Origin of the sequence: Propionivibrio sp. (assembly GCF_041441355.1) — a bacterium.
Classification (GTDB): domain Bacteria; phylum Pseudomonadota; class Gammaproteobacteria; order Burkholderiales; family Rhodocyclaceae; genus Propionivibrio.
The window spans coordinates 54770-80997 of sequence record NZ_JASDTF010000037.1 but is presented as its reverse complement, the minus strand read 5'-3'; the positions used below and the strand labels follow the sequence as shown (position 1 = coordinate 80997).

31 protein-coding genes are annotated in these 26228 nt (G+C 65.7%); 12 read left to right on the top strand and 19 right to left on the bottom strand.

Annotation, left to right across the window (positions count from 1 at the left end):
* The first annotated feature begins 29 nt into the window (after positions 1-29).
* The 9 genes from gshB to QMB55_RS12735 all read left to right on the top strand — a co-directional run bounded on the left by gshB (position 30) and on the right by QMB55_RS12735 (position 8884).
* Positions 30-977, top strand: a complete 948-nt coding sequence (gene gshB / locus QMB55_RS12775; protein WP_497589100.1) for a glutathione synthase — start codon at positions 30-32, stop codon at positions 975-977.
* A complete protein-coding gene (locus QMB55_RS12770) occupies positions 965-2044 on the top strand; it encodes an FAD:protein FMN transferase (RefSeq protein WP_497589099.1) in 1080 nt (359 codons plus the stop codon). The genes gshB and QMB55_RS12770 overlap by 13 nt, the downstream gene beginning before the upstream one ends.
* 94 nt (positions 2045-2138) lie before the next feature.
* On the top strand, positions 2139-2528 hold the full coding sequence (locus tag QMB55_RS12765) for a PTS sugar transporter subunit IIA (protein ID WP_497589098.1): 390 nt from the start codon (positions 2139-2141) through the stop codon (positions 2526-2528).
* A 32-nt stretch (positions 2529-2560) separates the two neighbouring features.
* Positions 2561-2830 carry an HPr family phosphocarrier protein gene (locus tag QMB55_RS12760; protein WP_497589097.1) on the top strand — a complete coding sequence of 90 codons (270 nt, stop codon included), beginning with the start codon at positions 2561-2563 and terminating at the stop codon, positions 2828-2830.
* Positions 2831-2837: 7 nt separating this feature from the next.
* Positions 2838-4595, top strand: coding sequence for a phosphoenolpyruvate--protein phosphotransferase (gene ptsP, locus QMB55_RS12755; protein ID WP_497589096.1), 1758 nt, complete (start codon positions 2838-2840; stop codon positions 4593-4595).
* Between the two features lie 208 nt (positions 4596-4803).
* Positions 4804-5931: a homoserine O-succinyltransferase MetX gene (gene metX / locus QMB55_RS12750; protein ID WP_497589095.1), complete on the top strand. Its 1128-nt coding sequence runs from the start codon at positions 4804-4806 to the stop codon at positions 5929-5931.
* Complete coding sequence (gene metW, locus QMB55_RS12745) at positions 5928-6575, top strand: methionine biosynthesis protein MetW (protein ID WP_497589094.1); 648 nt, start codon at positions 5928-5930, stop codon at positions 6573-6575. The genes metX and metW overlap by 4 nt, the downstream gene beginning before the upstream one ends.
* Before the next feature lie 4 nt (positions 6576-6579).
* Positions 6580-8139: an AmpG family muropeptide MFS transporter gene (locus tag QMB55_RS12740; protein ID WP_497589093.1), complete on the top strand. Its 1560-nt coding sequence runs from the start codon at positions 6580-6582 to the stop codon at positions 8137-8139.
* Between the two features lie 13 nt (positions 8140-8152).
* A complete protein-coding gene (locus QMB55_RS12735; protein WP_497589092.1) occupies positions 8153-8884 on the top strand; it encodes a uracil-DNA glycosylase family protein in 732 nt (243 codons plus the stop codon).
* Positions 8885-8937: 53 nt separating this feature from the next.
* Here the strand turns inward: QMB55_RS12735 and QMB55_RS12730 are convergent, their stop codons facing one another.
* A complete protein-coding gene (locus QMB55_RS12730) occupies positions 8938-9354 on the bottom strand; it encodes a hypothetical protein (protein WP_497589091.1) in 417 nt (138 codons plus the stop codon).
* Between the two features lies 1 nt (position 9355).
* Entirely contained in the window at positions 9356-10183 is an 828-nt protein-coding gene (locus tag QMB55_RS12725; protein WP_497589090.1) for an MBL fold metallo-hydrolase, read from the bottom strand.
* 236 nt (positions 10184-10419) lie between these two features.
* Between QMB55_RS12725 and QMB55_RS12720 the strand changes: the two genes are divergently transcribed.
* Positions 10420-10845 (top strand): winged helix-turn-helix transcriptional regulator, encoded by a 426-nt coding sequence (locus QMB55_RS12720; protein ID WP_497589089.1) that lies wholly within the window; start codon positions 10420-10422, stop codon positions 10843-10845.
* 44 nt (positions 10846-10889) lie between these two features.
* On the opposite strand, the gene QMB55_RS12715 is transcribed toward QMB55_RS12720, so the two are convergent.
* The 6 genes from QMB55_RS12715 to QMB55_RS12690 all read right to left on the bottom strand — a co-directional run bounded on the left by QMB55_RS12715 (position 10890) and on the right by QMB55_RS12690 (position 14816).
* On the bottom strand, positions 10890-12170 hold the full coding sequence (locus tag QMB55_RS12715) for an NAD(P)/FAD-dependent oxidoreductase (RefSeq protein WP_497589088.1): 1281 nt from the start codon (positions 12168-12170) through the stop codon (positions 10890-10892).
* 161 nt (positions 12171-12331) lie between these two features.
* Positions 12332-13123: a substrate-binding periplasmic protein gene (locus QMB55_RS12710; RefSeq protein ID WP_497589087.1), complete on the bottom strand. Its 792-nt coding sequence runs from the start codon at positions 13121-13123 to the stop codon at positions 12332-12334.
* Between the two features lie 291 nt (positions 13124-13414).
* Positions 13415-13684, bottom strand: a complete 270-nt coding sequence (locus tag QMB55_RS12705) for a hypothetical protein (RefSeq protein WP_497589086.1) — start codon at positions 13682-13684, stop codon at positions 13415-13417.
* A gap of 83 nt (positions 13685-13767) precedes the next feature.
* The gene (locus QMB55_RS12700; RefSeq protein ID WP_497589085.1) at positions 13768-14094 is read right to left on the bottom strand and encodes a YqjK family protein; all 327 of its coding nucleotides are present in this window, start codon (positions 14092-14094) and stop codon (positions 13768-13770) included.
* Positions 14069-14491: a phage holin family protein gene (locus QMB55_RS12695; RefSeq protein WP_497589084.1), complete on the bottom strand. Its 423-nt coding sequence runs from the start codon at positions 14489-14491 to the stop codon at positions 14069-14071. Before QMB55_RS12695 ends, QMB55_RS12700 begins: the two co-directional genes overlap by 26 nt.
* 13 nt (positions 14492-14504) lie before the next feature.
* A complete protein-coding gene (locus QMB55_RS12690; protein ID WP_497589083.1) occupies positions 14505-14816 on the bottom strand; it encodes an ElaB/YgaM/YqjD family protein in 312 nt (103 codons plus the stop codon).
* Here QMB55_RS12690 and QMB55_RS12685 point away from each other — a divergent pair.
* Together QMB55_RS12685 and QMB55_RS12680 are read left to right on the top strand one after the other, a co-directional pair.
* On the top strand, positions 14815-15084 hold the full coding sequence (locus QMB55_RS12685) for a hypothetical protein (RefSeq protein WP_497589082.1): 270 nt from the start codon (positions 14815-14817) through the stop codon (positions 15082-15084). The two genes, QMB55_RS12690 and QMB55_RS12685, sit on opposite strands and share 2 nt — an antisense overlap.
* Positions 15081-15866, top strand: coding sequence for a methyltransferase domain-containing protein (locus QMB55_RS12680; RefSeq protein ID WP_497589081.1), 786 nt, complete (start codon positions 15081-15083; stop codon positions 15864-15866). The genes QMB55_RS12685 and QMB55_RS12680 overlap by 4 nt, the downstream gene beginning before the upstream one ends.
* 52 nt (positions 15867-15918) lie before the next feature.
* On the opposite strand, the gene ugpC is transcribed toward QMB55_RS12680, so the two are convergent.
* The 11 genes from ugpC to ccmC all read right to left on the bottom strand — a co-directional run bounded on the left by ugpC (position 15919) and on the right by ccmC (position 26207).
* Positions 15919-16950 (bottom strand): sn-glycerol-3-phosphate ABC transporter ATP-binding protein UgpC, encoded by a 1032-nt coding sequence (ugpC, locus tag QMB55_RS12675; protein WP_497589080.1) that lies wholly within the window; start codon positions 16948-16950, stop codon positions 15919-15921.
* Between the two features lie 49 nt (positions 16951-16999).
* Positions 17000-17854 carry a sn-glycerol-3-phosphate ABC transporter permease UgpE gene (gene ugpE, locus QMB55_RS12670; protein WP_497589079.1) on the bottom strand — a complete coding sequence of 285 codons (855 nt, stop codon included), beginning with the start codon at positions 17852-17854 and terminating at the stop codon, positions 17000-17002.
* Position 17855: 1 nt separating this feature from the next.
* Positions 17856-18737 carry a sn-glycerol-3-phosphate ABC transporter permease UgpA gene (gene ugpA / locus QMB55_RS12665; RefSeq protein WP_497589078.1) on the bottom strand — a complete coding sequence of 294 codons (882 nt, stop codon included), beginning with the start codon at positions 18735-18737 and terminating at the stop codon, positions 17856-17858.
* Positions 18738-18778: 41 nt separating this feature from the next.
* Complete coding sequence (gene ugpB / locus QMB55_RS12660; protein ID WP_497589077.1) at positions 18779-20074, bottom strand: sn-glycerol-3-phosphate ABC transporter substrate-binding protein UgpB; 1296 nt, start codon at positions 20072-20074, stop codon at positions 18779-18781.
* 398 nt (positions 20075-20472) lie between these two features.
* Positions 20473-21696 carry a c-type cytochrome biogenesis protein CcmI gene (gene ccmI / locus QMB55_RS12655; protein ID WP_497589076.1) on the bottom strand — a complete coding sequence of 408 codons (1224 nt, stop codon included), beginning with the start codon at positions 21694-21696 and terminating at the stop codon, positions 20473-20475.
* On the bottom strand, positions 21693-22166 hold the full coding sequence (locus QMB55_RS12650; protein ID WP_497589075.1) for a cytochrome c-type biogenesis protein: 474 nt from the start codon (positions 22164-22166) through the stop codon (positions 21693-21695). Before QMB55_RS12650 ends, ccmI begins: the two co-directional genes overlap by 4 nt.
* Positions 22163-22756 carry a DsbE family thiol:disulfide interchange protein gene (locus QMB55_RS12645; protein WP_497589074.1) on the bottom strand — a complete coding sequence of 198 codons (594 nt, stop codon included), beginning with the start codon at positions 22754-22756 and terminating at the stop codon, positions 22163-22165. The genes QMB55_RS12650 and QMB55_RS12645 overlap by 4 nt, the downstream gene beginning before the upstream one ends.
* On the bottom strand, positions 22753-24753 hold the full coding sequence (locus QMB55_RS12640; RefSeq protein WP_497589073.1) for a heme lyase CcmF/NrfE family subunit: 2001 nt from the start codon (positions 24751-24753) through the stop codon (positions 22753-22755). The genes QMB55_RS12645 and QMB55_RS12640 overlap by 4 nt, the downstream gene beginning before the upstream one ends.
* Before the next feature lie 9 nt (positions 24754-24762).
* Positions 24763-25239 (bottom strand): cytochrome c maturation protein CcmE, encoded by a 477-nt coding sequence (gene ccmE / locus QMB55_RS12635; RefSeq protein WP_497589072.1) that lies wholly within the window; start codon positions 25237-25239, stop codon positions 24763-24765.
* Positions 25240-25246: 7 nt separating this feature from the next.
* Complete coding sequence (ccmD, locus tag QMB55_RS12630) at positions 25247-25465, bottom strand: heme exporter protein CcmD (RefSeq protein WP_497589071.1); 219 nt, start codon at positions 25463-25465, stop codon at positions 25247-25249.
* 1 nt (position 25466) lies between these two features.
* The gene (gene ccmC, locus QMB55_RS12625; protein WP_497589070.1) at positions 25467-26207 is read right to left on the bottom strand and encodes a heme ABC transporter permease CcmC; all 741 of its coding nucleotides are present in this window, start codon (positions 26205-26207) and stop codon (positions 25467-25469) included.
* Positions 26208-26228: the final 21 nt, after the last annotated feature.

Genomic DNA, 26228 nt, shown 5'->3' with positions numbered 1-26228 from the left:
GCCCGCGGCCGTCTTTTCCGGAAACTGCCATGCGCCTCGCTTTCATCGTCGACCCGCTCGACCACCTCAAACCGGCCAAGGATTCAAGCATCGCCATGATGCGCGCGGCGCAGGCCGCCGGCCACGCGGTGTGGACCATCCAGTTGCCCACGCTTCACTGGGACGCGCTGCACGGCGTCTGCGCCGAGGCGGTGCACCTCGAACTCTTGCCCGACGACGCCGAGTGGCACGTCGAACTGATCCGCCATACGGTTCCGCTGCGCGAGTTCGCAGCCGTGGTGATGCGCAAGGACCCGCCCTTCGACCTTGAATACGTCGCCGCCACCTGGCTGCTCGAACGCGCCGAGGCCGAGGGCGCACGCGTTTTCAACCGGCCGCGCGCCCTGCGCGACCACTCGGAGAAGCTCTCCATCCTCGAGTTCGCCCACCTCGCTGCGCCGACCCTGGTGGCACGTGATGCGGCGCGCCTGCAGGCCTTCATCGAGCGCGAGGGCGACACCGTCCTCAAGCCGCTCGACGGCATGGGGGGCAGCCAGATCTTCCGCGTTCGCCAGGACGACCCCAACCGCAACGTCATCATCGAGACGCTGACCCTGAACGGCCAGCGCACGATCATGGCCCAGCGCTTCCTCCCCGCCATCACCGAAGGCGACAAGCGCATCCTGCTGATCGGCGGCGAAGTCGTGCCCTACTGCCTGGCGCGCATCCCCAAGGCCGGCGAGACGCGCGGCAACCTCGCCGTCGGCGGCCGTGGCGAAGCTCGCCCGCTGTCGGCCAGCGACCGCGCCATCGCCAACGAGCTGGCGCCGGTCCTCGCCGCGCGCGGCCTGCTCCTGGTCGGCCTCGACGTGATCGGCGACAAAATCACCGAAATCAACGTCACCAGCCCGACCTGCATGGTCGAGATCGCCGCGCAGACCGGCTTCGACGCGGCAACGATGTTCGTTGCCGCGCTGGAGAAGGCGTGCCGGGATTGAGTTCGGGTCGCACCTGGGCGCTGCCCGCCCGCCTGCTTTTCATCCTCGCCGCACTGCTTGCGTTGCCTGCGCTGACCGCCTGCCGCCCGGCGCCGCCGCTCGTCCAGCAGGAAGCCTTCGTCTTCGGTACCCGGGTCGAAGTCATCGTCGCCGGCCAACCCGAAGCCGAAGCGCGCGCCGCCACCGGCGCGGTGTTGCGCGAATTCGACCGCCTGCACCGCAGCTACCATGCCTGGCAACCGTCCGAGTTAAGCACGCTCAACGCCGCGCTCGCCGCTGGCAAGAGCGCCGAAGTCAGCGAGGAACTCGCCGCCTGGCTGCTCGAAGCGCAAGCGCTTTCGGCCGCGGCCGATGGCCTGTTCGACCCCGGCATCGGCCGCCTGATCGCCCTCTGGGGCTTCCAGAACGACGAATACCCAGCCCAACTGCCCGACCCGGCGGCGCTCGCCGCATGGCGCGCCGCGCCGGCCGGGATCGCCGACCTTCGCCTCGACGGGCGCCGCGTCAGCAGTCGCTCGCGCCAGGTCGCCATCGATTTCGGCGGCTACCTCAAGGGCGTCGCCCTCGACCGCGCCGCGGCCATCCTGCGCGCACACGGGGTCGGCAACGCGCTGATCAACATCGGCGGCAACGTCATGGCGCTCGGGCGCAAGAACGGCGAGCCCTGGCGCGTCGGCATCCAGCACCCGCGCCAGCCCGGCGCGCTGGCCACGCTCGAACTCGCCGACGGCGAAGCGGTCGGCACCTCGGGCGACTACCAGCGCTATTTCGAGGTCGGCGGCCAGCGCTATTCGCACCTCATCGACCCACGCAGCGGCGAACCGGCGCAGCACACCCGTGCGCTGACCGTGCTCATTCCCGGCGGCGCGCAGGCCGGAATGCGTTCCGACGCGCTCTCCAAACCGTTGTTCATCGCCGGCGCAAGCTGGCCCGCACTGGCCGAACGCCTGGGCGTCACCCACGTCCTGCGCGTCGACGCCGACGGCAGCCTCGAAATCAGCGCCGCCCTGAACGCGCGCCTGAAGTTCGTCGCCACGCCCGAGCCCGCGCCACGCATCGTGCCCTGAAACGCGACGGCGCCACGCACCGCTTATGACGAGAATCGTTCCGATACGGCCCGAATCCCCTTAAAATGCGGGCTAGCCCCGGAGGAACACCACGATGATCGGCATCCTTCTCATCTCTCACGGCACCTTCGGCGAAAGCCTCGTCCAGAACGTCTGCCACGTACTGAACAAGCGCCCGCCGCAGCTGGCCCAGCTCGGCGTCGCCGCCCAGGACGACCCGCTCGACCTGTTGCCGACGGCCCGCCGCCTGCTGACGGAGGTCGATTCCGGCGACGGCGTGCTCGTGCTCACCGACATCCACGGCGCCTCGCCCGCCAACCTGGCGCTCAAACTTCTCGTCCCGGGACGCATCGAAGGCGTTGCCGGTGTCAACCTGCCGATGCTCTTGCGCGTCATCACCTATCGTACGCACGACATGCCGACTGTATTGCAGAAGGCCGTCAGCGGCGGTCACGACGGCGTCATCAACATGCTCGGCAACTGACCTCTTTCATTTTTCTACCGGAATCGACTCCCATGCCCCGCGCCGAAATCGAGATCACCAACAAACTGGGCCTGCACGCCCGCGCCTCGGCCAAGTTGACTCAATTGGCCGGCGGTTTCCAGAGCGAAGTGTGGATGGAAAAAGGCAGCCGCAGGATCAACGCGAAAAGCATCATGGGGGTGATGATGCTGGCTGCCGGCAAAGGCTCGATGGTGGTCATCGAGACCACCGGCAGCGACGAGCACGACGCCCTCTCGGCCCTGGTGCGGCTAATCGAAGACAAGTTCGGCGAAGGAGAATAGGCCCGCCATGAGCTTTACCCTGCACGGACTGCCGGTCTCCGGCGGCATCGCCATCGGCCAGGCGCACCTCATCTCGCAGGCCACGCTCGAGGTTTCCCACCTCCTCATCTCGCCGCGCCTCGTCGAGAAGGAAGTCGCCCGTTTCGAAGCCGCGCTGCTGCGCGTGCGCGAAGAATTCGCGGCGATGAAGAACAATCTCGAACACGCCCCGGCCGACATCGGCGCCTTCATCGACCTGCACCAGATGATCCTCGCCGACCCCGAACTTTCGGAGACGCCCAAACAGCTGATCCGCGAGCGGCGCTGCAATGCCGAGTGGGCGATCGTGCAGCAAATGGAAGTGCTGGTCGAACAGTTCGAGAAGATCGACGACATCTACCTGCGCGAACGCAGCTACGACGTGCGTCAGGCGGTCGAGCGCGTGGTGCGCGAACTCTCCGGCCAAGGCTCGCCGCACCTCACGGCGCGCGCCCGCGGAGTCAAGGGGCAGACCCAGATCCTGGTCGCGCACGACCTCTCGCCGGCCGACATCATGGCCTTCAAGGATCAGGCCTTTGCCTCCTTCGTCACCGACGTCGGCGGCGCCACCTCGCACACCGCGATCCTGGCGCGCGGCATGGGCATGCCGGCGGTGCTCGGCCTGCACAACGCCCGCCAGCTGATCCGCGACAAGGAAACGGTGATTGTCGACGGCACGCGCGGCGTGCTGATCGTCGACCCCGACCCGCGCATCCTCGAAGAATACGAGCTGCGCAAAAGCCAGTACGAACTCGAACGCTCCAAGCTCAAGCTGCTCAAGACGGCACGGGCCACCACCCTCGACCGGGTCAAGGTGGACATGCTGGCCAACATCGAAGTGCCCGAGGACATCCCGGCCGCGCTCGAGAACGGCGCCGAAGGCATTGGCCTCTTCCGCACCGAATTCATCTTCCTCGGGCGCGGCGACATGCCCAGCGAGGAAGAGCAGTACGAGGCCTACCGCAAGGTGGTCAAGGGCATGGACGGACGCCCGGTGACGATCCGCACCTTCGACCTCGGCAACGACAAGAACCTCGAGTCGGAAGAAGCCGTCGACGAGCGCCAGCGCAGCAACCCGGCGCTGGGCCTGCGCTCGATCCGCCTGTCGCTGACCGAGCCGCGCTCGCTGCTTGCCCAGCTGCGCGCCATCCTGCGCGCCTCGCGCCTGGGCAAGACCAAGATCCTGATCCCGATGCTCTCGCACGCGCACCAGATCGAGCAGACCCTGGCCCTGCTCGAGCAGGCCAAGGAAAGCCTGCGCCGGGAAAAAGTGGCCTTCGACGAACACATCGAGGTCGGCGCGATGATCGAAGTGCCGGCCGCCGCGCTGGCGATCAACATGTTCCTGCGCAAGCTCGACTTCGTCTCCATCGGCACCAACGACCTGATCCAGTACACGCTGGCCATCGACCGTTCCGACGAGCAGGTGGCCCACCTCTACGACCCGTTGCACCCGGCGGTGCTGCTGTTGCTGGCACACGTCATCTCAAGCGCCGAGAAGGCCGAGAAGCCGGTTTCGATGTGCGGCGAAATGGCCGGCGACCCCAACCTCACCCGCCTGCTGCTGGGCATGGGGCTGCGCCAGTTTTCGATGCACCCGGCGCAGATTCCGGCGGTCAAGCAGAAGGTCAAGCAGAGCGACGCGAGCGAGCTGACGCCGCTCGTCAAACGGCTGGTCCGCCTCGACGACAGCGTGCGCATCCAGGAACAGCTGGAAAAGCTCAACACCGCGACGCCCGGCGCCTGAGGCCCCGACACTCGCCGCAAGATATGGCCATTCGCCGGGAGGCGCGAGGCCGCGAATTTGACTTTTGCCAGCGCCGACGGTAACTTGCCCCCCATAGCGCCGATTTGAAGATCAGCTTGCGGGCGCTCAATAAATCCGGCTAAAGCGGCGTCGCCCAGTCCGCTTTGTTCGTGCCGACTGGGCGTTTGTTTTTCCGAAACCGACCGCAATGTCCGCAGAAACCTCCGTCGGCCCGGTTGCGCCGCAACGGGCCCGCTTCGCCGAGCCGATGCCGCTCAAGTCCGGCGCCGTGCTGCCCGGCTTCGAACTCGTCTACGAAACCTACGGCACGCTCAACGCCGCGCGCTCGAACGCCATCCTCGTCTGCCATGCCCTCTCCGGCGGCCATCACGTCGCCGGCTACTACGAAGACAACCCGCGCAACGTCGGCTGGTGGGACAACCTCGTCGGCCCCGGCAAGGCGCTGGATACCGACAAGTTCTTCGTCGTCGGGGTCAACAACCTCGGCGGCTGCTACGGCTCGACCGGCCCGCTGTCGATCAATCCCGAAACTGGCAAGCGCTACGGCGCCGACTTCCCGATGGTCACCGTCGAGGATTGGGTCGCCGCGCACGCGCGCCTCGCCGACCACCTCGGCATCGACACCTGGGCCGCGGTGCTGGGCGGCAGCCTCGGCGGCATGCAGGCGCTCGAATGGACGCTGCAATTTCCCGAGCGGGTGCGCCACGCCATCGTCGTTGCCTCGGCGCCCAAGCTCTCGGCGCAGAACATCGCCTTCAACGAGGTCGCCCGCCAGGCCATCCTCACCGACCCCGAATTCCACGCCGGCCACTACGCCGAGCATGGCGTCGTCCCGGCTCAAGGCCTGCGCCTGGCGCGCATGGTCGGGCACATCACTTACCTCTCCGATAGCCAGATGGGCGAAAAATTCGGCCGCCAGCGCCGGCACGCCGAAAACCGCTTCAACTACGACGTCGAATTCGAGATCGAGTCCTACCTGCGCTACCAGGGCGACAAGTTCTCGACCTTCTTCGACGCCAACACTTACCTCATCACCACCAAGGCGCTCGATTACTTCGACCCGGCCTACGCCTACGGCGGCGACCTCAAGGCTGCGCTCGCGCGCGCCACGGCCGATTTCCTGGTGGTCAGCTTCACCACCGACTGGCGCTTCGCGCCGGCCCGCTCGCGCGAGATCGTCAACGCGCTGATGCACAACCGTCGCCACGTCGCCTACGCCGAAATCGACTGCGATGGCGGCCACGACTCCTTCCTGCTCGACGACGCGCACTACCACGCGGTGATGCGCGCCTACCTGGAGAACATCCGCGTATGACCCCGCACGTCGCCCTCAATACCGCGCCGCCGCTGCCCCTGATCCCCGGCGCCAAGGAACGCGAGCGTTTCGACTTCGCGGTCATCGCCAACTGGATTCCGCCGGGCGAACATGTCCTCGATTTGGGCTGTGGCGACGGCAAGCTCCTGCGCTACCTCCGCGAGACCAAGAACGTCTCGGGCTACGGCGTCGAGATCGACCACGAGGGCGTGCTCGGCTGCATCCGCAACGGCGTCGACGTCATCCAGAGCGACATCGAGGCCGGCCTCTCCGGCTTCGAGGACCGCGCCTTCAACCACGTCATCATCTCGCAGGCGTTGCAGGCGATGCACGCCACCGAAAGCATCCTCGGCGAAATGCTGCGCGTCGCCGAGGAAGCCGTGGTCAGCTTCCCCAACTTCGCCTTCCGCGCCAACCGCGAGGCCATTGCCTCCGGCCACATGCCGGTCTCTGAAGACTTGCCCTACGCCTGGTACGACACGCCCAACGTGCGCTTCTTCACCATCGTCGACTTCGAGGCCCTGTGCGCCCAGCTCGGCATCGTGGTGCGCGAGCGCCTGGCCTTCGACGAAGCCGGCCGGCCGGTGACCGACGACCCCAACCTGAACGGCAGCCTGGCCTTCTACCGCCTCGGCCGGACCTGAGCCGGTGCACGCGTCCAGCCGCTCACGCCCCCTCGACCGCATCCGCCGCCTGCATCGTCTGGCGGCGATCCTCCTGCTCGGCTTCGCCTCCGGCCTGCCGCTGGCCCTCACCGGGCAGGCGATGCAGGCCTGGCTGGCGATCGACGGGGTCAGCATCGCCACCATCGGCTTCTTCGGCCTGGTCGGCATCCCCTACACCTTCAAGTTCCTCTGGGCACCGCTGATGGACCGCTTCGAGCCGCCCTGGCTCGGGCGCCGGCGCGGCTGGCTGGTGCTCACCCAGCTGGCGCTCGCGGCCGGGCTGTTCTTCATGTCCACCCTGTCGCCGCACGCGCAGCCGATGCTCTTCGCCCAGATCGCGCTGCTCATCGCCTTTCTCTCGGCTTCGCAGGACGTGGTCGTCGACGCCTACCGCGCCGACCTCCTACGCGACCCGACCGAGCACGGCCCGGGCGCCTCGCTGCACGTCTTCGGCTACCGCCTGGCGATGATCCTCTCGGGCGGCATCGCCCTGATCTGGGCCGACCAGTGGCAATCCTGGCCGCGCGTCTACGCCACCATGGGCGTGCTGATGGCCGGCGCCGCGGCCTTCTCGCTCTTCGCCATCCCCGGCCTCACGCGCGACGCAGCCACCATCCCGGCCTCGGCCCTTCCACAATCCGATGCGCGCGGCGAACTCCTCGGCTTCGCGGCGATGCTCGCCGGCGTCGTCGCCGGCTACCTGATCGCGCGCCAGGCGTTAATCCTCTGCGGCCTTGATCCCGACGACCGCAACCATTGGGTGCAGCTTATCTTCGTGCTCGCCGAGATCGCGCTGGCCTTGCCGCTGGCCTGGTGGGCGGCACGCAAGGCCGGCTTCGCCACGCTCAATGCTTCACTGGAGAGCTACTTCGCCCAGCCCGGCGCGGCGCTGTTCCTCGTCCTCATCGTGCTCTACAAGCTCGGCGACGCCTTCGCCGGCAGCCTGACCACGGCCTTCCTGATCAAGGGGCTGACCTTCACCCAGGCCGAAGTCGGGATCGCCAACAAGATCATCGGCCTGTGGCTGACCATCTTCGGCGCCCTCGTCGGCGGCCTCCTGATGATGCGCCTGCGCCTCTACCGCGCGCTGCTGCTCTTCGGCGTCCTGCAGCTCCTCTCCAACCTCGGCTTCTACGGCATCGCCGTGCTCGGCAAGGGCGCCTGGGGGAGCGTTCTGGTGCCGCCCTTCGACTGGACGCTGATCGCCCTGCGCGAAGCGGCCTCGCTCGACTTCCTGCTGCTCGCCGTCGTCGCCCTGGAAAACGTCACCGGCGGCATGGGCACCGTGGCCCTGGTCGCCCTGCTGATGGCGCTGTGCAACCGGCGCTTCACCGCCACCCACTACGCGCTGCTCTCGGCGCTCGCCGCCGTCGGCCGCATCTATGTCAGCCCGGTCGCCGGCGTGCTCACCGAAACCATCGGCTGGCCGGCCTTCTACCTCTTCTCGGTGCTCGTCGCCCTGCCCGGGGTGCTGATGGTCTACGCCATGCGCCGCCCGCTCACCGCGCTGGGCGAAAAAAACGATGCCAACGACCCCGACTGATTCCTTCACGCCCATGTCAGATACCGCCCAGCACCTGATTGACGCCGCCCGCCGCCTCTCGGCCAAGGTCGATGCGCTCGCCTTCGCCCCGCCCGTCAGCCACGTCTACAACCCGCTCGACTACGCCTGGGCGCCGCACGAGAAGTATCTGCGCCGCTACGGCGCGAGCAAAAAGCGCATCGTTTTTCTGGGCATGAACCCCGGCCCCTTCGGCATGGTGCAGTGCGGCATCCCCTTCGGCGAGATCGCCGCCGCGCGCGACTGGCTCGGTGTCGAAGCCCCGGTCGGCAAGCCGGCGCAGGAGAACCCCAAGCGTCCGGTCGAAGGCTACGCCTGTACCCGCTCGGAAGTTTCCGGCCGCCGCCTGTGGGGCCTCTTCGCCGAGGAATTCGAAAGTGCCGACGCCTTCTTCGCCGAGCACTTCGTCGCCAACTACTGTCCGCTCGCCTTCTTCGACCACGGCCGCAACCTGACGCCGGACAAGCTTCCGGCACACGAAGCCGCACCGCTCTACGCGGCCTGCGACGAACACCTGCGCGAACTCGTCGCCGCCGTTCAAGCCGAATGGGTGGTCGGCATCGGCGCCTTCGCCGAAGGCCGTGCCCGGGAGGCGCTCGCCGGCACGCCGGTGCGCTTCGGGCGCATCCTTCACCCCAGCCCCGCCAGCCCAGCCGCTAACCGCGGCTGGGCTGCGGCGGCGAGAAAGCAGCTCGGCGAACTCGGGATCTGGTCGCCAAACGCCTGAGCATCGCCACCACTCATCCGGCAGCGGACGCCCACGACGCTCGCCGCCGGCGATCAGGTCGCAAGCCCCGTCTTGCCTCGCCCCCGTCGATAAACGAGAACGCTCAGCACCAGCGCAACGCTCCCCAGAAACAGCAGATAAAAATACTGGGGCAGGAAGAGAACAGCGGCCACGAGGCTGAGCGTGGTCACCGGTGGGCGCACCAGCAGCACGAAAACGACGAGCGCCGCCCAGAACAGGATGTTCATCTTCGCCAGGACGATTTTTTCTTCGGGCCGCCCATAACGCAAAACCAAGCCAAAATAGGCGAAGATGAAAGTCACCACGAGATTCTCAGTCAACAGAAATTCTCGATAAATCCCCTCGGCGGCCAGCAGATCAATTTGAAAAACCGCATGAAAAAGCGCGCACAAAAGATTGATCAGCGCCAGTGTCCCCAGCGCGATTCCATTTTTATCGGAACTCGCCATTTCACGCACTCCAGCTCGAAAAAGCCTGGTCGATTTCAGCCGTATAGCCGTAATGCTGGGTCAGCAAATACTTGAACCCACCCATATCCCGGAGCTTGCTGATGCTTGTTCTGTGCTGCGCTTCGTCGCGATTGAGAAAATGATTGAACGGCTCCACACGCCCTTCTAGCAGACTCAAGGCATCGCCGACGAAAGCGTATTTGTCATTGACGATATAACTCGTCAAACCCTGGGTATGCCCCGCGATCAGCGCCACATCGACCTTCGTTCCGGAAAAATCCAGCCGCCCTCCGTCGCGCACCAGCTGATAGCTCGAAGCGATCCGGTTTTTCAGGAAGGAAATGGTTTTTCCCTGCGCGGTCTCGACGACCTCGCAGTCGTCTTCCGGCCAGAACTCGGCCTCGCCGAACAGGTTTTCTCCGGCCGCAGGAACAAAGTCCGCGTAGCGGACGCAGGCGTCCGCCCAAGCCTGCTCCGACATCGATATCCGGTACTTGCCGAGCATCTGCAGCTCAGCCTCCGGCAGGAAGACTTCAGCCGCGGGAAAGGCCCCGAGTCCATAAACGTGATCGATGTCCGAGTGCGTGATCAAGACCGCCTTCACGGCCGAAGGCTCGATCCCAAGGATTTTCATCTCCCGCGCGATATTCTGGGGGTTGATTCCGGCATCGATGGCGATGAAGCCATCGCCGGTGTTGACCAGGAAAACATTGGCAAAGCCATCCTGGATCACGTAAAGGTCTGCGCAAAGCCTTTGCGTTTCAAGCGGTCTCATGCGCCGCGTTTCTTCTGCGATCAAACCGGCCACGACCGACATTCTCAATTTCATAGCAAATCATCCTCACGATAGAATCAAAAAACAACCGGGCATCCTGGAATTCACCAGACGCAACCCTTATTTCGAGTCTATTTACGCAAATCGATTTGCACAAGCACGGTCATTTACTGGAATTAATCCGCAAAATGAAACCAGTATTTAAAAAGATACCAGGTACTCTTTTTGACAGTGGATTGCCTTTGATTCACGCCTGCGTTACGCTTGCGGCACCCAAAGGATATGAAGCAATGACCATCCAACTCGGCAGCAAATTTCAATACAGCCCGGAAAGCCAGTGCGTTTCGATGCGCACCCTCCAGTCCGTCCTGAACGGCAAATGGAAAATTCTCATTCTCTGGTACATCGCCAGTTTCAAAGTCCGCCGCTTTGGCGAACTTCGCCGTCAGATCAGTGAAATCACCCAATCGACACTGACCAAACAGCTGCGCGAACTTGAGGACGACGGTTTTGTTTCCCGAACCGTCTATCAGGAAATTCCGCCCAAGGTCGAATACACACTGACGGAAAGGGGAAGAAGCTTCATTCCCCTCCTGGTGTCGATGATGGAGTGGAGCCAACAACATCTGTGCGCCGGCGCGACACCACAAGCGATGCCGCCCGCTAAGCCCACTCAAGCCAACGGGGCCAAAAACGACACTCAAACTTGCGCCTAACCGGAATCCACCGGTCCGGTTAGGCCTGCCTGGCCAATCCCCGCTTACTCGCGCGTCGCGCTCTGCTGTTCGCTGGTGATCAGGCGCGCGCCGCGCTTGAAGGTGAGGAAGGACCACAGCCAGTTGATCGATACCGTGAGCCGGCTACGGAAGTCGATCAGGAAGTAGATGTGCACGATGCCCCACAGCCACCAGGCCACCCGCCCGCGCAGCGACACCCAACCGAAATCGGCAACACCGGCATGGCGCCCGATGGTCGCCATGTTGCCCGGATCGCGGTAGCGGAAGGGCGCAGGTTTGGAGCGGCCAGCAAGCGCCGCGCGAATCACCCCGCCCACGTAGTGCCCGGCCTGCTTGGCGGCGGGCGCCACGCCCGGCACCAGGCGCTCGTCGGCATCGACGAGCGAAGCCGTATCGCCGATCACAAACACGTTGCCATGTCCGGGAACGCTGTAATCGGGCTCGACCTTGACCCGACCGGCCCGGTCGGCCTCGGCGCCGAGCCAGGCTGCGGCCGGCGAAGCCTTGACCCCGGCGGCCCAGATCACCGTCTCGGCCGGTACGCGCCGGTCGCCGATGGTGACGCTGCCGGCCTCGCACTTGGTCACCCGCGAATTGACCTTCACCTGCACGCCGAGCTTCTCCAGCGAACGCTTGGCAGCCACCGAAAGGTGCTCGGGGAAGGCCGGCAGCACACGCGGCCCGGCCTCGACCAGCAGCACGTGCGCCTGACGCGGGTCGATGCGACGGAAATCCTTGACCAGCGCCGCGCGCGCCAGCTCGACGATGGAGCCGGCCATCTCGACGCCGGTCGCCCCGGCGCCGACGATGACGATGGTCAGGTGCGCATCGCGCTCCTCGGGGTCGGTCGCCATCTCGGCGCGCTCGAAGGCCATGAGCAGGCGCTCGCGGATGCCGATCGCATCGTCGAGCGTCTTCAGGCCCGGCGCGAAGGCCTCCCACTGGTCGTTGCCAAAGTAATCGTGGCGGGCGCCGGTGGCCAGCACTAGGTAATCGTAGGCTTGCTCGTAGACGTGCATGCCGTTGTCGATGGTCAGGTTGTTGCCCCCGGCATCGACTGCGACCACCTTGCCGAGCACCACCGACAGGTTCTTCTGGCGCGAAAACACGTTGCGCACCGGCGCCGCGATGTCCGCCGGCGACAGCCAGGCGGTCGCCACCTGATAGAGCAAAGGTTGAAACAGATGATGATTGTGCTGATCGACGAGAACGATATCGACCGCTTCCTTCTCCAGCGCCCGAACGGCAGCCAGACCTCCAAAACCCGCGCCAACGATGACGACGACGGGACGCTTACTCTCCATGCAAACCTCTCAAAAACCGCAAATCGCGAAAATCAGACGGGCCGAAAGACCCTTCAGCTGAATAGACCGCATTTTTCCGTCACCGTTGCATGCGATCTCCACTAACGCGATTCCGGTCTTGCCGCCTCCGTCCCTCAGGGCTTCCGGGGCACACTGTCCACTTAGAATGCCGCCTTCATCCCGTAGTTTTCAGCGATGCCCCTCAGGGCGCCGCTGCGTATCAGCTGCTGCAGGGTGGCGAACATTTTTTCCGCCTGTTCGGGCGTATATTTCTGTTTTGACAGGCCAATCACGTAATACGCCTTTTCCAGATCGATGGTGGGCACCACGTCATCGATCTGCAACTGCGTCAGCATCGCGTTACCCAGGTCGCGATTAACAATGGCGACGCCGAACTCACCGTAACGCCCGCCACGCAATTTCTTGAGCGCGGTCTCGTTGCTGATTTCGCGGATCACCGCAGCCCGGGGCTGCACGGCCTCGGCGGCGCGGTGCGCCACCAACTCGGTGCCCGAAGGGCCATAGACGCCGATGGTATGCCCGGCCAGATCGCTCGAGGCGCGGTAAAGCCCGGCCTGCTTGCGCCGCGCAAAGACCGCATAACTGCCCTGTATCAAAGGCGGCGAGAGGTAGAACTTGCTCTCGCGCTCCGGCAGCCGGACCAGGCCGAGCAGCCCGTCGACCTCGCCCACTTCGCCCGCCTGCAGCGCCCGACGCCACGGATTGAATTTCAGGATGCAGTCGACCTTCATCGCCGCGCAGAGCTTGTGCATCATCTCCGGCATCGGGCCGCGCGCAACGCCATTGTCGTCCCGAATCATCGGGGGAAAGGGCTGCATCAGGAAGGTCATCGTTTCGGCGCTGAGCGGCCCGGCAAGCGAAAACGCCATGGCACCCACGAAGCATGGCAAAAACAAGGAGCGGCGGTGTTTTCTGGGCGGAAGCGTCTTCACTCTAAACTCGATCCGCAGGCGCGGAAGATTTCCAATCGGTGCTTCATTGTCTGACACCCTGCCCGAATGTCAAATAAGTCATGCGAGATAGATCGTCGGCCCAGCGTGGGCGCGAACGATCTGCTGCCTTTACCTCAAATTCGAGCCGCCCTGCGCGGCGCATCCAGATGCGCTTTCCCAACATGCCAGGCTGGAATGACCGCTGGATACGCCCTCCAGGCCATCGCCAAGGCGCTTCGATGGTTGGCTGCGGGGACCCAGAGAACGAGGATTTGTGGCGCGGCCGCCGTGTCAGGGCGGGGGGAGGCGTTCTTGGCGCGGACGGTCGCGCCGGTCGAGCCACCAGGCGTAGATCGGCAACAGGATGGCCGAGCCGGGCAGGAGCAGCAGAAGCAGCACCGGGGAGACGCGCGAGAGGCGGCGCATCTGGTCGAGCAGTTCGGCTTTTTCCTCCGGTGACCAGGCGCCGCCGTTGCGGTTTTTCATCAACAGCGGCATCAGGCCGCGCATGCGCACGAGGTCGCCGACGACGGCGCCGGCCTGTCGCTTCTGGGCTTGCATCAACTGGCCCAGAAAACTCGTCGGAGGGGGTGTTGCGGAAGACGACGGCGGGGTTTCGGGCGAAGGCGGCTCGGGCGCGCGGCTCACGGACGCACGCGCCAGCCGAGGTCGCGCAGACGGCTGTCGAAGGTCCGCCACAGGCGCCAGGCGACGAAGCCGCGCCGGGCCCATTGCCAGAGGCGGCCACCGCGCACGAAGAGCAAGGCAGCGACGCCCGCGGTGGCGAGGCTGGGATGGGCCTTGAGGTAGTCGGTGCCGCGGCGCAGGTGGCCGAGGTAACGGTCGGTGGTGGTCAGCACCGCGACGAGCGGCTGCGCCTCGCGCGCAAGCGTGGCACGCTGCCCGGCAATGCGCTCGAGCAGCCGGCCGCGTTGCAACTGCAGTTCACTGAGTTTTTTGCTGCCGTTCATGTTCGAGCGCCGCCTTGAGCTGGCGGATGTCTTCCTGCAGTTCGGCCATGCTGGCGTCGAAGGCACGTTGCGGCCGCTCGGCGTAGAAACACACGAAGCGGTAGCCGACGAAGGCGAGCCCGAGGAAGACGAGGGTGCCGAGGCCGAGGATGATCAGGCGGGCGTCCCAGAACCGGGCGCACAGCCAGGCGAATCCAAGGACGATGCCGAGGCCCAGGCAGAACAGCATGGCCTGTGCGGCAATGAACAGCCGCAGCGCGCGCAGTTTCTCTTCCGCAACCTCGTTGGAGAGCAGTTCGAGGCGCGTGCGCGCGGTGGCGAGCAGGGTCGTGGCGAGGTTGATGGCGGCGGCGAAGACACCCCCACCACCGCCCTCGCTTCCCGGCGTAGCACTCATGCCGGGCGGCCGCTTAGCGACGGCCGATGATGACGCCGAGCAGGAAGCCGATGCCAGCAGCGATGCCGACGGCCTGCCAGGGGTTGTCGTTCACGTAGTCGTCGGTGGCGCGCGCGGCGGCCTTGGTCTTGTCGACCAGGGCGGCTTCGGCGTCAGCGATGCGCAGCTTGGCGTCGCGCAGGCGCTCGCCGATGCGCTCGCGCAGGTCGCTCATCTTGTCGCCGGCGACTCCGGCGGTAGCACGCAGGATTTCCTCGGCGTCGGAAACGACGACCTTCATGTCGGAAACGAGTTTTTGCTTGTTGGCGTCGGCGATATCGGGCATGGCGAACCTCATGGGATGGGTGGAGAAGTGGCGAAAAAGGCCCGGCGCCGGTAAGCGCCGACCACTGCATGCAGATTATCGAAATAATTCGCCCAGATCAATGAAGGCGCGCATCATCGTGGTGCAATGCCAAGCACGGCGCGGCTTTGCATCCACCTCGTCGGTGTGGCAGCATGGCCGTTCGTCCGCCTGCGTCGCCAGCGGGCGAAGTCAGGAAATCACGCACCACGATCACGATTACGCTCACGTCATGGAAGGGCTGCAATGAGTTGGGATCCCGCGCAATACCTCAAGTTCAGCAATCACCGTCTGCGTCCGGCGCTTGACCTGCTGGCCCAGATTCCGCTCGCCGCGCCCGAGCACGTGGTCGACCTCGGCTGCGGCGCCGGCAACGTCACCCGTTTCCTCGCCGAACGCTGGCCGCAGGCGCAGTTCACCGGCGTCGACAACTCGGCCGAGATGCTGGCCAAGGCACGCACCCAGCTGCCGCAGGCGGCCTGGGTCGAGAGCGGCATCGCCGAGTGGCAGCCCGAAGCGCCGGTCGACCTGATCTATTCCAACGCCGCCCTGCACTGGCTGCCCAAGCATCCGGCGCTGTTCGCGCGCCTGCTCGGCTTCCTCAAACCCGGCGGCATTCTCGCCGTGCAGATGCCGCGTAACTTCGCCGCGCCTTCGCACACCTCGATCGACGCCGCGCTCGACGCGCTGGCCCTGCCGGCCGAACAGCGGGCCGCGATCGACGCCGACAAACTGGGCAGCCCGGTCGCCGAGCCCACCGATTATTACGACTGGATCAAGCCGCTGGCGACCAACGTGGACCTCTGGGAGACGCTGTACTCCCACGTTCTCGAAGGCGAGAACGCCGTCGCAGAATGGGTCAAGGGCACCGCGCTGATCCCGGTGATGAACGGCCTCGGCGGCCCTGAGGCTCCGCTTTGCCAGCGTTTCCTGGCCGACTACAGGGCCCGCACCAACGCCGCCTACCCGCGGCGCCCGGACGGCACGACGCTGTTCCCCTTCCGCCGCCTGTTCATCGTCGCCACGCGCTGAACGAAAAAAGGCGCGGCCTCGGCCGCGCCTTTGTCTTGTCGCTGGCGGCGGATCAGGCGTCCTTGCGCTTGCCCGTCGCGGCGTCGAAGTAGTGCAGCCGGTCGGGGCGCGGGATGACGTGGATCACGTCGCCCAGCTTCGGCGCCTGATGCGCCTCGTCGGCGCGGATGACCACCAGCTCGTCGCCGTTGCCGTGCTGCCAGCGGCCATACAGCAGGCGCTCGGCACCGAGCATTTCAATGGCATCGACGGTCAGCGCCCAGCCGGCGTTCTCGTCGGTGGTGAAGTCGAGGTGCTCCGGACGAATGCCGACGATCGTGTCGGCAGCGGCACCCGGCGCGCTCTTGAGCAGGTTCATCGGCGGCGAGCCGATGAAGGTGGCGACGAAGGTCGAGGCCGGCCGGGCATAGACTTCCTCGGGCGTGCCGAACTGCTCCATGACGCCGCCGTTCATGACGATCATCCGCTGCGCCAGGGTCATCGCCTCGACCTGATCGTGGGTCACGAACAGCGAAGTGATGCCGAGGTCGCGGTGCAACTTCTGGATTTCCAGACGGGTGTGCGCGCGCAGCTTGGCGTCGAGGTTGGAGAGCGGCTCGTCGAAGAGGAAGACCTGCGGCTGGCGCACGATGGCCCGCCCCATCGCGACGCGCTGGCGCTGACCGCCGGAGAGCTCGCGCGGGCGGCGGGCCATGTAGGGGCCGAGCTCGAGGATCTTGGCCGCCTTGGCCACGCGCTCCTTGATCTCTTCCATCGGCAGCTTGGCGATCTTCAGGCCGTAGGCCATGTTGTCGAAGACGCTCATGTGCGGGTAGAGCGCGTAGTTCTGGAAGACCATCGCGATGTCGCGATCCGATGGCTCAAGGTCGTTGACCACGCGCTCGCCGATGGCGATTTCGCCGCCCGAGATTTCCTCGAGGCCTGCGACCATGCGCAGCAGGGTCGATTTGCCGCAGCCGGACGGGCCGACGACGACGACGAATTCGCCGTCCTTGATTTCGGCATCGACGCCGTGGATGACCTGGTTGGCGGTCTTGCCGCTGCCGTAGCGTTTGACGACCTTGCGAAGGGAGATGGAAGCCATGGTTATCGATGTCTGCGATGTCTGCGTTGAGCTTGAATGAAGGAGCGCCTTATTTCTCGGTGTCGACCAGGCCTTTGACGAACCATTTCTGCATCAGGATGACGACCATCGCCGGCGGCAACATGGCCAGGATGGCGGTGGCCATGACCACGTTCCACTCGGTGTAGGCCTCGCCACCGATCAGGCGCTTGATGCCCATCACCACCGGGTACATGTCTTCCTGAGTGGTCATCAGCAGCGGCCAGAGGTACTGGTTCCAGCCGTAGATGAACTGGATGACGAAGAGCGCAGCGATGCTCGTCGCCGACAGCGGCAGGAGCACGTCCTTGAAGAAGCGCATCGGCCCGGCGCCGTCGATCCGCGCCGCCTCGACGAGTTCGTCGGGGACGGTGAGGAAGAACTGGCGGAAGAGGAAGGTCGCCGTCGCCGAAGCGATCAGCGGCACCGTCAGGCCGGCGTAGGTGTTGAGCATCCCGAGCGCCGCGACGACCTCGTAGGTCGGCCCGATGCGCACTTCCACCGGCAACATCAGGGTGATGAAGATCAACCAGAAGAGCGCATCGCGGAAGGGAAAGCGGAAATAGACGATGGCAAAAGCCGAGAGCAGCGAAATCGTCGTCTTGCCGATCGGGATGATCAAGGCCGTCATCAGGCTCACCCACAGCATCCGCCCGGCGCCGGCGAAGCTCGAGCCGGCCGAGGTTTCGCCGCCGAAGAGCGCGGTCTTGTAGGTCTCGATCATGTTCGTCCCGGGAATCATCGACATCGGGATCGACTGGGTGATCTGCTCGGCCGTCTGCGTCGAAGCGACGAAGGTCAGGTAGAGCGGAAAGGCGATGATGATGACCCCGAGAACGAGGATCACATGCGAGAGCAGGGTCAGGCCCGGGCGACGTTCGACCATGTCAGTACTGCACTTTCTTTTCGACGAAACGGAACTGGATGACGGTGAGTGTCACCACGATGGCCATCAGCACCACCGACTGCGCGGCCGAGCCGCCCATGTCCATGGCTTTGAAACCGTCGTAATAGACCTTGTACACCAGGATCGAGGTGTCCTTGCCGGGACCGCCCTTGGTCGTCGCATCGACGATGCCGAAGGTGTCGAAGAAGGCATAGACGACGTTGATCACCAGCAGGAAGAAGGTGGTCGGCGACAGCAACGGGAAAACGATGGTCCAGAAACGGCGCCAGGGCGAGGCGCCGTCGATCGCCGCCGCTTCGATCAACGACTTGGGAATCGATTGCAGGCCGGCGAGGAAGAACAGGAAGTTGTAGGAAATCTGCTTCCACACCGCGGCGACGACGATCAGCGTCATCGCGTGGTTGGAGTTGAGCAGGTGGTCCCAGTTGATCCCGACCGCGCGCAGCCAGAAGGCGATGACGCCCATCGGCGACGCGAACATGAACACCCACAGCACCCCGGCAACCACCGGCGCGACGGCGTAGGGCCAGATCAGCAGCGTTTTGTAGAGGCGTTCGCCGCGCACCACGCGGTTGGCCATGACGGCGAGCAGCAGCGAGATCGACAGGCCGCACACGGCAACCAGGATGGAGAACATCGCCGTGGTCTTGAACGAGGCGAGGTAGCCCGGATCGCCGAACAGCTGCCGGAAGTTGTCGAGGCCGACGAACTCGCGGTTGCCGCCGAAGGGCGAATCGACCATCACGCTCTGCAAGAGCGCCTGGGCGGCGGGCCAGTAAAAGAACACCAAAATGATGGCCAATTGGGGCGCAACGAGTGCCCAAGGCAACCACTTCGACTTAAAGCGAACGCGTTTTTCCATGGAAAGACGCCCGGCCTTTCGGGCCGGGCGGAGCGGGAAGGTTATTTATTGGTCTTGGCGAAACGCTCGAGCTGCTCGTTCCCGCGCTTGACGGCGATGTCGAGCGCCTCTTTCGGCGCCTTCTTGCCGGCCCAGACGTGCTCCATCTCTTCGTCGACGATGGTGCGAATCTGCACGAAGTTGCCGAGGCGGATGCCGCGCGACTTTTCAGTGGTCTTGCGGATCATCTGCGTCACCGCCACGTCGGTGCCGGGATTCTGCTTGTAGAAGCCGCTCTTCTCGGTCAGCTCATAAGAGGCGATGGTCACCGGCAGGTAACCGGTGCGCTTGTGGCTCTCGGACGCCACTTCGGGCTTCGAGAGGTAGGCGAAGAACTGGCCGACGCCCTTGTATTCGTCGGCCTTCTTGCCCGACATCACCCACAGGCTGGCGCCGCCGATCACGGTGTTCTGCGGCGCGCCTTCGACGTCGGGGTAGTAGGGCAGCGTCGACGTGCCCGAGGCGAACTTGGCGTTGCGCTTGATGTTGGCGTAGAGGCCCGAGCTGCCGGTCATCATCGCGCACTCGCCGGAGACGAAGGTCGCGTCGGCGGCATTGGCACGGCCCTTGTACACGAACAGGCCCTGCTTGGCCATGTTCGAGAGGTTCTCGATGTGGCGCACGTGCAGCGGCGAATTGAAGAGCAGGCGGGCGTCGGTGCCGCGCATGCCGTTGCCCTTGGAGGCGAATTCGACGTTGTGCCAGGCCGAGAAGCTCTCAAGCTGCGTCCAGCTCACCCAGCTCGTGGTGAACGGGCAGCTGTGCCCGCTCGACTTGAGCTTGGCGGCGGCCTGAGCGACTTCGATCCAGGTCTGCGGCGGCTTGTCGGGGTTAAGGCCGGCGGCCTTGAAGGCGTCCTTGTTGTAGTGGAAGACGGTGGTCGAGCTGTTGAACGGGAAGCTCAGCATCTGCCCGTTGGGCGCGGTGTAATAGCCGGCCACGGCGGGCACGTAGGCGCCCTGATCGAACTTCACGCCGGCGTCGGCCATCACCTTGCCGACCGGAACGATGGCGCCCTTGCTGGCCATCATCGTCGCGGTGCCGACTTCGAACACCTGCAGGATGTGCGGGGCGTTGCCGGCGCGGAAGGCGGCGATCGCCGCAGTCATCGATTCATCGTACGTGCCCTTGAAAGTCGGCACGATCTTGTAGTCCTTCTGGCTGGCGTTGAAGTCCTTCGCCAGGTCGTTGACCCATTCGCCCAGGGCGCCGCCCATCGAGTGCCACCATTGGATTTCGGTTTGGGCTTGCACCGGCACGGCAAACGCCGCCGCCAAGGCAAAAACGGAAAGTTTCATGCGCATGACTTCTCCTTGGATGAACAACAAGACGCTGTTGATGACGACTGCGACCGCGAGCGCTCCGGCATTCCTGAGTCTTTTATTTTTTTGCCGACACCGGAATGCTGACCATCCCGGCACAGACTGTCAAGTTTTGTTTCGCAATCGATCACAAATCGCACAAAAACACCGAAATTACGTTCGATCACGAAAATTTAACCCGTACAACGACCATCAGACGAAAATCTTCCGCGTCCTCGACCTCACGGGCTGCTCCGCAGCATGCCAGAGAAATATGACCGAAAGATGACGCCAGCCCCCGCGTGGTGTTCATGGCAACGAAGGCGGCGCTTGCTGCCCCCTCGCCGGGGGCAGCGCCAAGTGTCCACTGTTTTTTTCAACAGCGCGTCAGCGAATCAAGGTTCGATGCGGTCAATGCGCAGGCGCAGATTGCGGCTCCCGGGCTTGACCTTCTCCAAGGTTCCGTAGAAATCGCCGCTCGCGGTCTGCGCCTGGCCGGAGCGCGCCACGCGCGCCTCGACGATCACCGTGCCTTGCTCCGCCAGACGCGCGCTGCCGGGCAGGGCGCTGCGCTCGTCGAGCACGAAACGGTAGGGCAGGTCGGCAACGCGCACGCGCAGCACGGCCAGCGGCATGCGCGAGCCGTCGGCCGGACGCGCAAAAATGAACACCAGATCGTCGGCCTTGGCCTGGGCCGCCAAGGCCCCGCTCAGGCTCACCTCACCGCTGATCGCCGCTTTGCTGGGCGGCGGCGCCTTGGTGTCGCGCTTGGCGGCGGCCAGTTCGCGCGCCCGCACGAGCGCCCCTTCGATCGCCTTGGCTTCGTCCGAACCCGCCGCCAGCTGCGGCAACAGGCGCTCCCAGTGGCGCACCACGGCCGCGTAATCCTCGCGCTCGCCCGCCGCCGCGCCGGCCAGGAACAAGGCCTGCGGCTCGTCGGGCTCGAGCGTCAGCGCCCGGGCGATGAGCTGTTCGGGACGGCCGGCGAAGCGCCCGTCGTTCAGCTGGACGAGGACGTCGGCGTAGTCGAGGAGCAGGCTCACGTCGTTGTCGACCAGCGAACCGCCACGACCGTAGGCTTCGGCGGCCTCGGCGTAGCGGCCGAGCGTTTTGTACGAACGGGCCAGCATCACCCAGCCCTTGAGGTCGTCGGGCTGCGCCTCGAGGCGGGCCTTGAGCTTGCCGAGCATGGCCTCGATCTCCTGCGGATCGAGCCGGGCCTGGGTATGCACCGGGTCGAGCGCCTGCGGCTGCCCGAGCCAGGCGTAACCGGCGGCGGCGAAAATCGGCAGGGCGAAGAGCAGGACCAGTGCGCTGCGCGGGCTGCGGCGCGCGCCTGCCGTCGCGTCCGCGGACGCGCCGTCGCTCCGCTCTTCGAGCAGACGCTGGCGCAGCTCGTCGCGTGCCTGCGCGTATTCGGCCTCGGCCAGCGTGCCGGCGGTACGGTCGCGCTCAAGCTCGGCCAGCTGGTCGCGGTAGATCGCGAGGTTGGCAGCGCTGCGGTCGCCGGCTTCGGGTGAGCCCGTGCGTGCACCGCGCAGCAGCGGCGGCAGGATCAGCGCCAGGGCGACGGCCAACAACAGCGCGGCCCCCAAGAGGAAAACGACGGTTGGGGTCATGCCTCGCGGTCTCCGGAGTCGAGCAGGCGGTCGGCCTGGCGGCGTTGCGCGTCGGTCAGCGGCGTCGCTTCGGGCGCCGAAGCACGCCACCGCAGGTAACGGATCATCGCCACCAGGGCGACGAGCAGCAGGAGCAGGGGGCCGAACCACAACAGCAGCGTGCTGCCCTTGAGCGGCGGCCGGTAGAGGACGAAGTCGCCGTAGCGGCTGACCATGAAGTCGGTGATCTCGGCGTCGCTCTTGCCGGCGCGGATCATCGTCCGGATCTCGCGACGCAGGTCGTTGGCCAGTTCGGCGTTGGAGCCGGCGAGCGATTCGTTCTGGCAGACGAGGCAGCGCAGCTCGGAGGAGATCGTCACCAGCCGCTTTTCGGTCGCTTCGTCGGCGGCCAGCGGCGCGGCCTCGCGCGCCTGCAGCGGCAAGGCAAGCACCAGGGCGAAGAGAAGGCCCAGCAGACGCAGGCGGCTCATTTGCTCAGCTCCGCGACGAGCGGTCGGATCTTGTCCCGCACCACCTCGGGCGTCAGCGGCCCGATGTGCTTGAGCCGGATCACGCCGGCCTTGTCGATGACATAGGTTTCCGGGACGCCATAGACGCCGTAGTCGATCCCGACCCGGCCGTCGATGTCGAGCACCGACAGGGTGTAGGGATCGCCGTGCTTGCCGAGCCACCCGCGCGCCCGTTCGATCGCCAGACGCCGCTCTTCCTCGGCCGACAGTTTGCTCGCGTCGAGCGCGCCGTCGCCGCGGACTTCCTTGTAATTGAGGCCGACGAGCTGGATCGCCGGCGCATTCTGCTGGCGCATCATCTCGACCAGCACCGGGTGTTCGACCCGACACGAAACGCACCAGCTGGCCCAGACGTTGAGCAGCCACACCTGGCCGCGCATGTCCTGCGGCGAGAAGGTTTTTTCCGGCGCGTCGAGGCGCGCCAACGTAAAGGCCGGCGCCGGCTTGCCGACCAGCGGCGACGGCACTTCGCGCGGGTTGAGGTTCAGGCCGACGGCCAGCAGCACCACGAGCAGGACGAAGCCGACCAGCGGCCAGACGAAACGGTTCATGCGGACACCTCGAAAGCAGTGGAATCGGCCGCCGAGCGACGCGCCGGCAGCCGGTAGCGCCGGTCGCTGGCGGCGAGCAGGCCGCCGAGCGCCATGATCAGACAGCCGCCCCAGATCCAGCCGACGAAGGGCTTGTGATAGACGCGCACCGCCCATTCGCCGTCGGGGCGGGCGCGGTCGATCGGCTCGCCGAGCGAGACATAGACGTCACGCAACAGGCCACTGTCGATCGCGGCCTCGGTCATCGGCATCGACGAGGCGAAGTAATTGCGCTTCTCCGGCTTGAGCTGGCGCAGCACGCGCCCGTCGCGCAGGAGGGCGACGTCACCGACCAGCGCCTGATAGTTCGGTCCCCGCTGCGCATTCACGCCGTTGAAGCGGAAGCTGTAGCCGCCGACCGAAACGGTATCGCCCGGCGCCATCTTCACGTCCTTCTCGGTCTGGTAGCCATTGACCAGCGCGACGCCGACGACGAAGACCGCGATGCCGACGTGCGCCAGATGCATGCCGAAGAAGCTGCGCGGCTGGCGCCCGAGCGCCGCACCGAAGCTGCCGCCGGCACGCGTCGCCTGCACGCGCTGGACGACGTTCAGCCCGGCGGTCAGGACGATCCACACGGCGAGCAGGAGACTCAGCGCGACCATCGGCTTCCACGCCCCGCCGAGCAGCGGCGCCAGCGCGCCGACCAGCGCCGCGACGACGAAGGCCCAGCGCAGCAGGCGCGCGAGTTCGGCCAGGCTGGCCGCCTTCCAGCGCGCGAACGGGGCGACACCGATGAGGAACAGCGCCGGCAGCATCAGCGGCACGAACACCGCGTCGAAGTAGGGCGGTCCGACCGAGAGCTTGCCGCCGCCGAGCGCGTCGATCAGCAGCGGGTAGAGCGTGCCGAGCAGCACCGAGGCGCAGGCGACGACCAGCAGCACATTGTTGGTGAGCAGCAGCGACTCGCGCGAGACGGCGGCAAAGCGCCCGCCCAGGCCGACCTTGGGCGCGCGCCAGGCGAAGAGGGCGAGCGAAGAGCCGATCACCGCGACGAGGAAGATCAGGATGAAGATCCCGCGCCGCGGATCGGTGGCGAAGGCATGCACCGAGGTGAGCACGCCCGAGCGGACGAGGAAGGTGCCGAGCAGCGAGAGCGAGAAGGCCGAGAGCGCCAGCAGCACCGTCCAGTTCTTGAAGCTGCCGCGCTTTTCGGTCACCGCCAGCGAATGCACGAGGGCGGTTCCGATCAGCCAGGGCATGAACGAGGCATTCTCGACCGGGTCCCAGAACCACCAGCCGCCCCAGCCGAGTTCGTAATACGCCCACCACGAACCGAGCGCGATGCCCAGGGTGAGGAAGACCCAGGCCACCGTCGTCCACGGCCGCGACCAACGCGCCCAGGCGGCGTCGAGCCGGCCCGAGAGCAGCGCAGCGACGGCGAAGGCGTAGGCCACCGAGAAGCCGACGTAGCCCATGTAGAGCATCGGCGGGTGGAAGATCAGGCCCGGGTCCTGCAGCAGCGGATTGAGGTCGCGCCCTTCGTCGGCGGCCGGCAGCAGGCGGATGAAGGGGTTGGAGGTGAGCAGGATGAAGAGCAGGAAGCCCGCCAGCACCAGCCCGAGCACACCAAGCACGCGCGCCACCATGGCGTCGGGGAGTTGGCGCGAGCAGACGGCGACGGCCAGCGTCCACCAGGCCAGCATCAGCGCCCAGAGAAGCAGCGAGCCTTCGTGCCCGCCCCAGGTCGCCGCCAGGCGGTACTGCATGGGCAGCAGAGTGTTGGAGTGCTGGGCGACGTAGAGCACCGAGAAATCGTTGACTGCGAACGAGATCGCCAGACACAGAAAGGCGACGCTGAGCAGCAGACCACCGGCCCACGCCGCCGGACGCGCCAGCGCGATCCAGGCCGGCAGGCCGCGTTGCGCGCCGATCAGCGGCAGCACGCCTTGGACCAGCGCCACGCCGAGCGCGATGATCAGGGCCAGCTGGCCAAGTTCGGGAATGACGGTCTGCATCGGCCTGTCCTAAGGTTTGACGGTCTTGGCCGTCGCTTCGATGGCCTGCTTCTGCAGGGCGCGGGCGTGGGCGTCGCCGACGGCCTTGGCGGCCTCGGGCGGCATGTAGTTCTCGTCGTGTTTGGCCAGCACCTCCTTGGCCACGAACACGCCGTCGTCGCCCAGGCGGCCCTGCGCCACGGCGCCCTTGCCCTCCTTGAAGAGGTCGGGAAGGATGCCCTTGTAGGCGACGACGATGTCTTTTTCGGTGTCGGTAATGACGAAGCGCAGCGTCACCCCGTCGGCCTCGCGCTGGATCGTGCCGTCCTTGACCATGCCGCCGATGCGGAAGGGTTTGCCCTTGGGGGCTTCGCCGGCGGCGACCTGGGTCGGCGAGAAGAAGAAGACGAGGTTGCTCTGGAAGGCATTGAGCACCAGCGCGGCGACGGCGCCGAGCACGGCCAGGCCGGCGAGGATGAGCAGCAGGCGTTTGTGACGGGTTTTCAAAGCGGCCTCAACGGAAACGACGGGCGGATGATTCGGAACGTTCGGAGCATTCGGACTTCTCGCTGCGCTGCTGGCGACGCAGGCGCGCGATCAGCTGTTTGCGACCACGAGCGACGAGCATCGGTTCGGCAATCATGCACAGCGCGGTGACGGCGACCGAGCCCCAGACATAGACGCCGTGGTTGCCCATGGCGAGAAATTCGGAAAAGCTGTTCCAATAGAGCATCTCAAGCCTCCTGGCGCGCCAGCTCGGCGCGCACCCAGTCCGTGTCGCGTTCGCGTTCGAGGATGATCGAGCGCACCCGCATCAGGCTCACGGCGATGGCGTACATCCAGCAGGCGATGGCGCACAGCAGCATGCCCCAGAGCATCACCGTGGCCATCGACGACTTGGCGAAATTGACCGACGAGCCCTGGTGCAGGGTGTTCCACCACTTGACCGAGAAGTAGATGATCGGAATGTTGACCACCCCGACCAGCGCCAGGATCGCCCCGGCCTTGTCGGCGCGGCGCGGATCGTCGATCGCCGCCTGCAGGGCGATGAAGCCGACGTAGAGGAAGAGCAGGATCAGCTCCGAGGTCAGGCGCGCGTCCCACACCCACCAGGTGCCCCACATCGGCTTGCCCCACAGCGCGCCGGTCCACAGCGAGAGAAAGGTGAACAGCGCCCCGGTCGGCGCCAGCGCCTGCGCCATCATGCCCGAGAGACGGAAGTTGAAGGCCAGCCCCAGCCCGGCCCAGAAGGCCATCACCAGATAGACGAACATCGACATCCACGACACCGGCACGTGCAGGAAGATGATGCGGTAGCCCTCGCCCTGCTGGGCGTCGGTCGGGGCCACGAGGAAGCCGACATAAAGCCCGGCAATGCCGAACAGCGCGGCCAGCGCCCAGAACCAGGGAATCATCTTCCCGGCCAGGGGGTAGAAGGCCTGCGGGCTGGCAAAACGGTAAATGTTGAAACTCATCGCCCTGAGATCCAATAACGG

Excerpts from the sequence above, each read along its gene's own strand:
- gshB (WP_497589100.1), top strand. The coding sequence starts at position 30 with ATGCGCCTCGCTTTCATCGTCGACCCGCTCGACCACCTCAAACCGGCC.
- QMB55_RS12765 (WP_497589098.1), top strand. The coding sequence starts at position 2,139 with ATGATCGGCATCCTTCTCATCTCTCACGGCACCTTCGGCGAAAGCCTC.
- QMB55_RS12760 (WP_497589097.1), top strand. The coding sequence starts at position 2,561 with ATGCCCCGCGCCGAAATCGAGATCACCAACAAACTGGGCCTGCACGCC.
- ptsP (WP_497589096.1), top strand. The coding sequence starts at position 2,838 with ATGAGCTTTACCCTGCACGGACTGCCGGTCTCCGGCGGCATCGCCATC.
- metX (WP_497589095.1), top strand. The coding sequence starts at position 4,804 with ATGTCCGCAGAAACCTCCGTCGGCCCGGTTGCGCCGCAACGGGCCCGC.
- metW (WP_497589094.1), top strand. The coding sequence starts at position 5,928 with ATGACCCCGCACGTCGCCCTCAATACCGCGCCGCCGCTGCCCCTGATC.
- QMB55_RS12735 (WP_497589092.1), top strand. The coding sequence starts at position 8,153 with ATGTCAGATACCGCCCAGCACCTGATTGACGCCGCCCGCCGCCTCTCG.
- QMB55_RS12730 (WP_497589091.1), bottom strand. The coding sequence starts at position 9,354 with ATGGCGAGTTCCGATAAAAATGGAATCGCGCTGGGGACACTGGCGCTG.
- QMB55_RS12725 (WP_497589090.1), bottom strand. The coding sequence starts at position 10,183 with ATGAAATTGAGAATGTCGGTCGTGGCCGGTTTGATCGCAGAAGAAACG.
- QMB55_RS12720 (WP_497589089.1), top strand. The coding sequence starts at position 10,420 with ATGACCATCCAACTCGGCAGCAAATTTCAATACAGCCCGGAAAGCCAG.
- QMB55_RS12715 (WP_497589088.1), bottom strand. The coding sequence starts at position 12,170 with ATGGAGAGTAAGCGTCCCGTCGTCGTCATCGTTGGCGCGGGTTTTGGA.
- QMB55_RS12705 (WP_497589086.1), bottom strand. The coding sequence starts at position 13,684 with ATGCAAGCCCAGAAGCGACAGGCCGGCGCCGTCGTCGGCGACCTCGTG.
- QMB55_RS12700 (WP_497589085.1), bottom strand. The coding sequence starts at position 14,094 with ATGAACGGCAGCAAAAAACTCAGTGAACTGCAGTTGCAACGCGGCCGG.
- QMB55_RS12695 (WP_497589084.1), bottom strand. The coding sequence starts at position 14,491 with ATGAGTGCTACGCCGGGAAGCGAGGGCGGTGGTGGGGGTGTCTTCGCC.
- QMB55_RS12685 (WP_497589082.1), top strand. The coding sequence starts at position 14,815 with ATGGCGAACCTCATGGGATGGGTGGAGAAGTGGCGAAAAAGGCCCGGC.
- QMB55_RS12690 (WP_497589083.1), bottom strand. The coding sequence starts at position 14,816 with ATGCCCGATATCGCCGACGCCAACAAGCAAAAACTCGTTTCCGACATG.
- QMB55_RS12680 (WP_497589081.1), top strand. The coding sequence starts at position 15,081 with ATGAGTTGGGATCCCGCGCAATACCTCAAGTTCAGCAATCACCGTCTG.
- ugpC (WP_497589080.1), bottom strand. The coding sequence starts at position 16,950 with ATGGCTTCCATCTCCCTTCGCAAGGTCGTCAAACGCTACGGCAGCGGC.
- ugpE (WP_497589079.1), bottom strand. The coding sequence starts at position 17,854 with ATGGTCGAACGTCGCCCGGGCCTGACCCTGCTCTCGCATGTGATCCTC.
- ugpA (WP_497589078.1), bottom strand. The coding sequence starts at position 18,737 with ATGGAAAAACGCGTTCGCTTTAAGTCGAAGTGGTTGCCTTGGGCACTC.
- ugpB (WP_497589077.1), bottom strand. The coding sequence starts at position 20,074 with ATGAAACTTTCCGTTTTTGCCTTGGCGGCGGCGTTTGCCGTGCCGGTG.
- ccmI (WP_497589076.1), bottom strand. The coding sequence starts at position 21,696 with ATGACCCCAACCGTCGTTTTCCTCTTGGGGGCCGCGCTGTTGTTGGCC.
- QMB55_RS12650 (WP_497589075.1), bottom strand. The coding sequence starts at position 22,166 with ATGAGCCGCCTGCGTCTGCTGGGCCTTCTCTTCGCCCTGGTGCTTGCC.
- QMB55_RS12645 (WP_497589074.1), bottom strand. The coding sequence starts at position 22,756 with ATGAACCGTTTCGTCTGGCCGCTGGTCGGCTTCGTCCTGCTCGTGGTG.
- QMB55_RS12640 (WP_497589073.1), bottom strand. The coding sequence starts at position 24,753 with ATGCAGACCGTCATTCCCGAACTTGGCCAGCTGGCCCTGATCATCGCG.
- ccmD (WP_497589071.1), bottom strand. The coding sequence starts at position 25,465 with ATGCTCTATTGGAACAGCTTTTCCGAATTTCTCGCCATGGGCAACCAC.
- ccmC (WP_497589070.1), bottom strand. The coding sequence starts at position 26,207 with ATGAGTTTCAACATTTACCGTTTTGCCAGCCCGCAGGCCTTCTACCCC.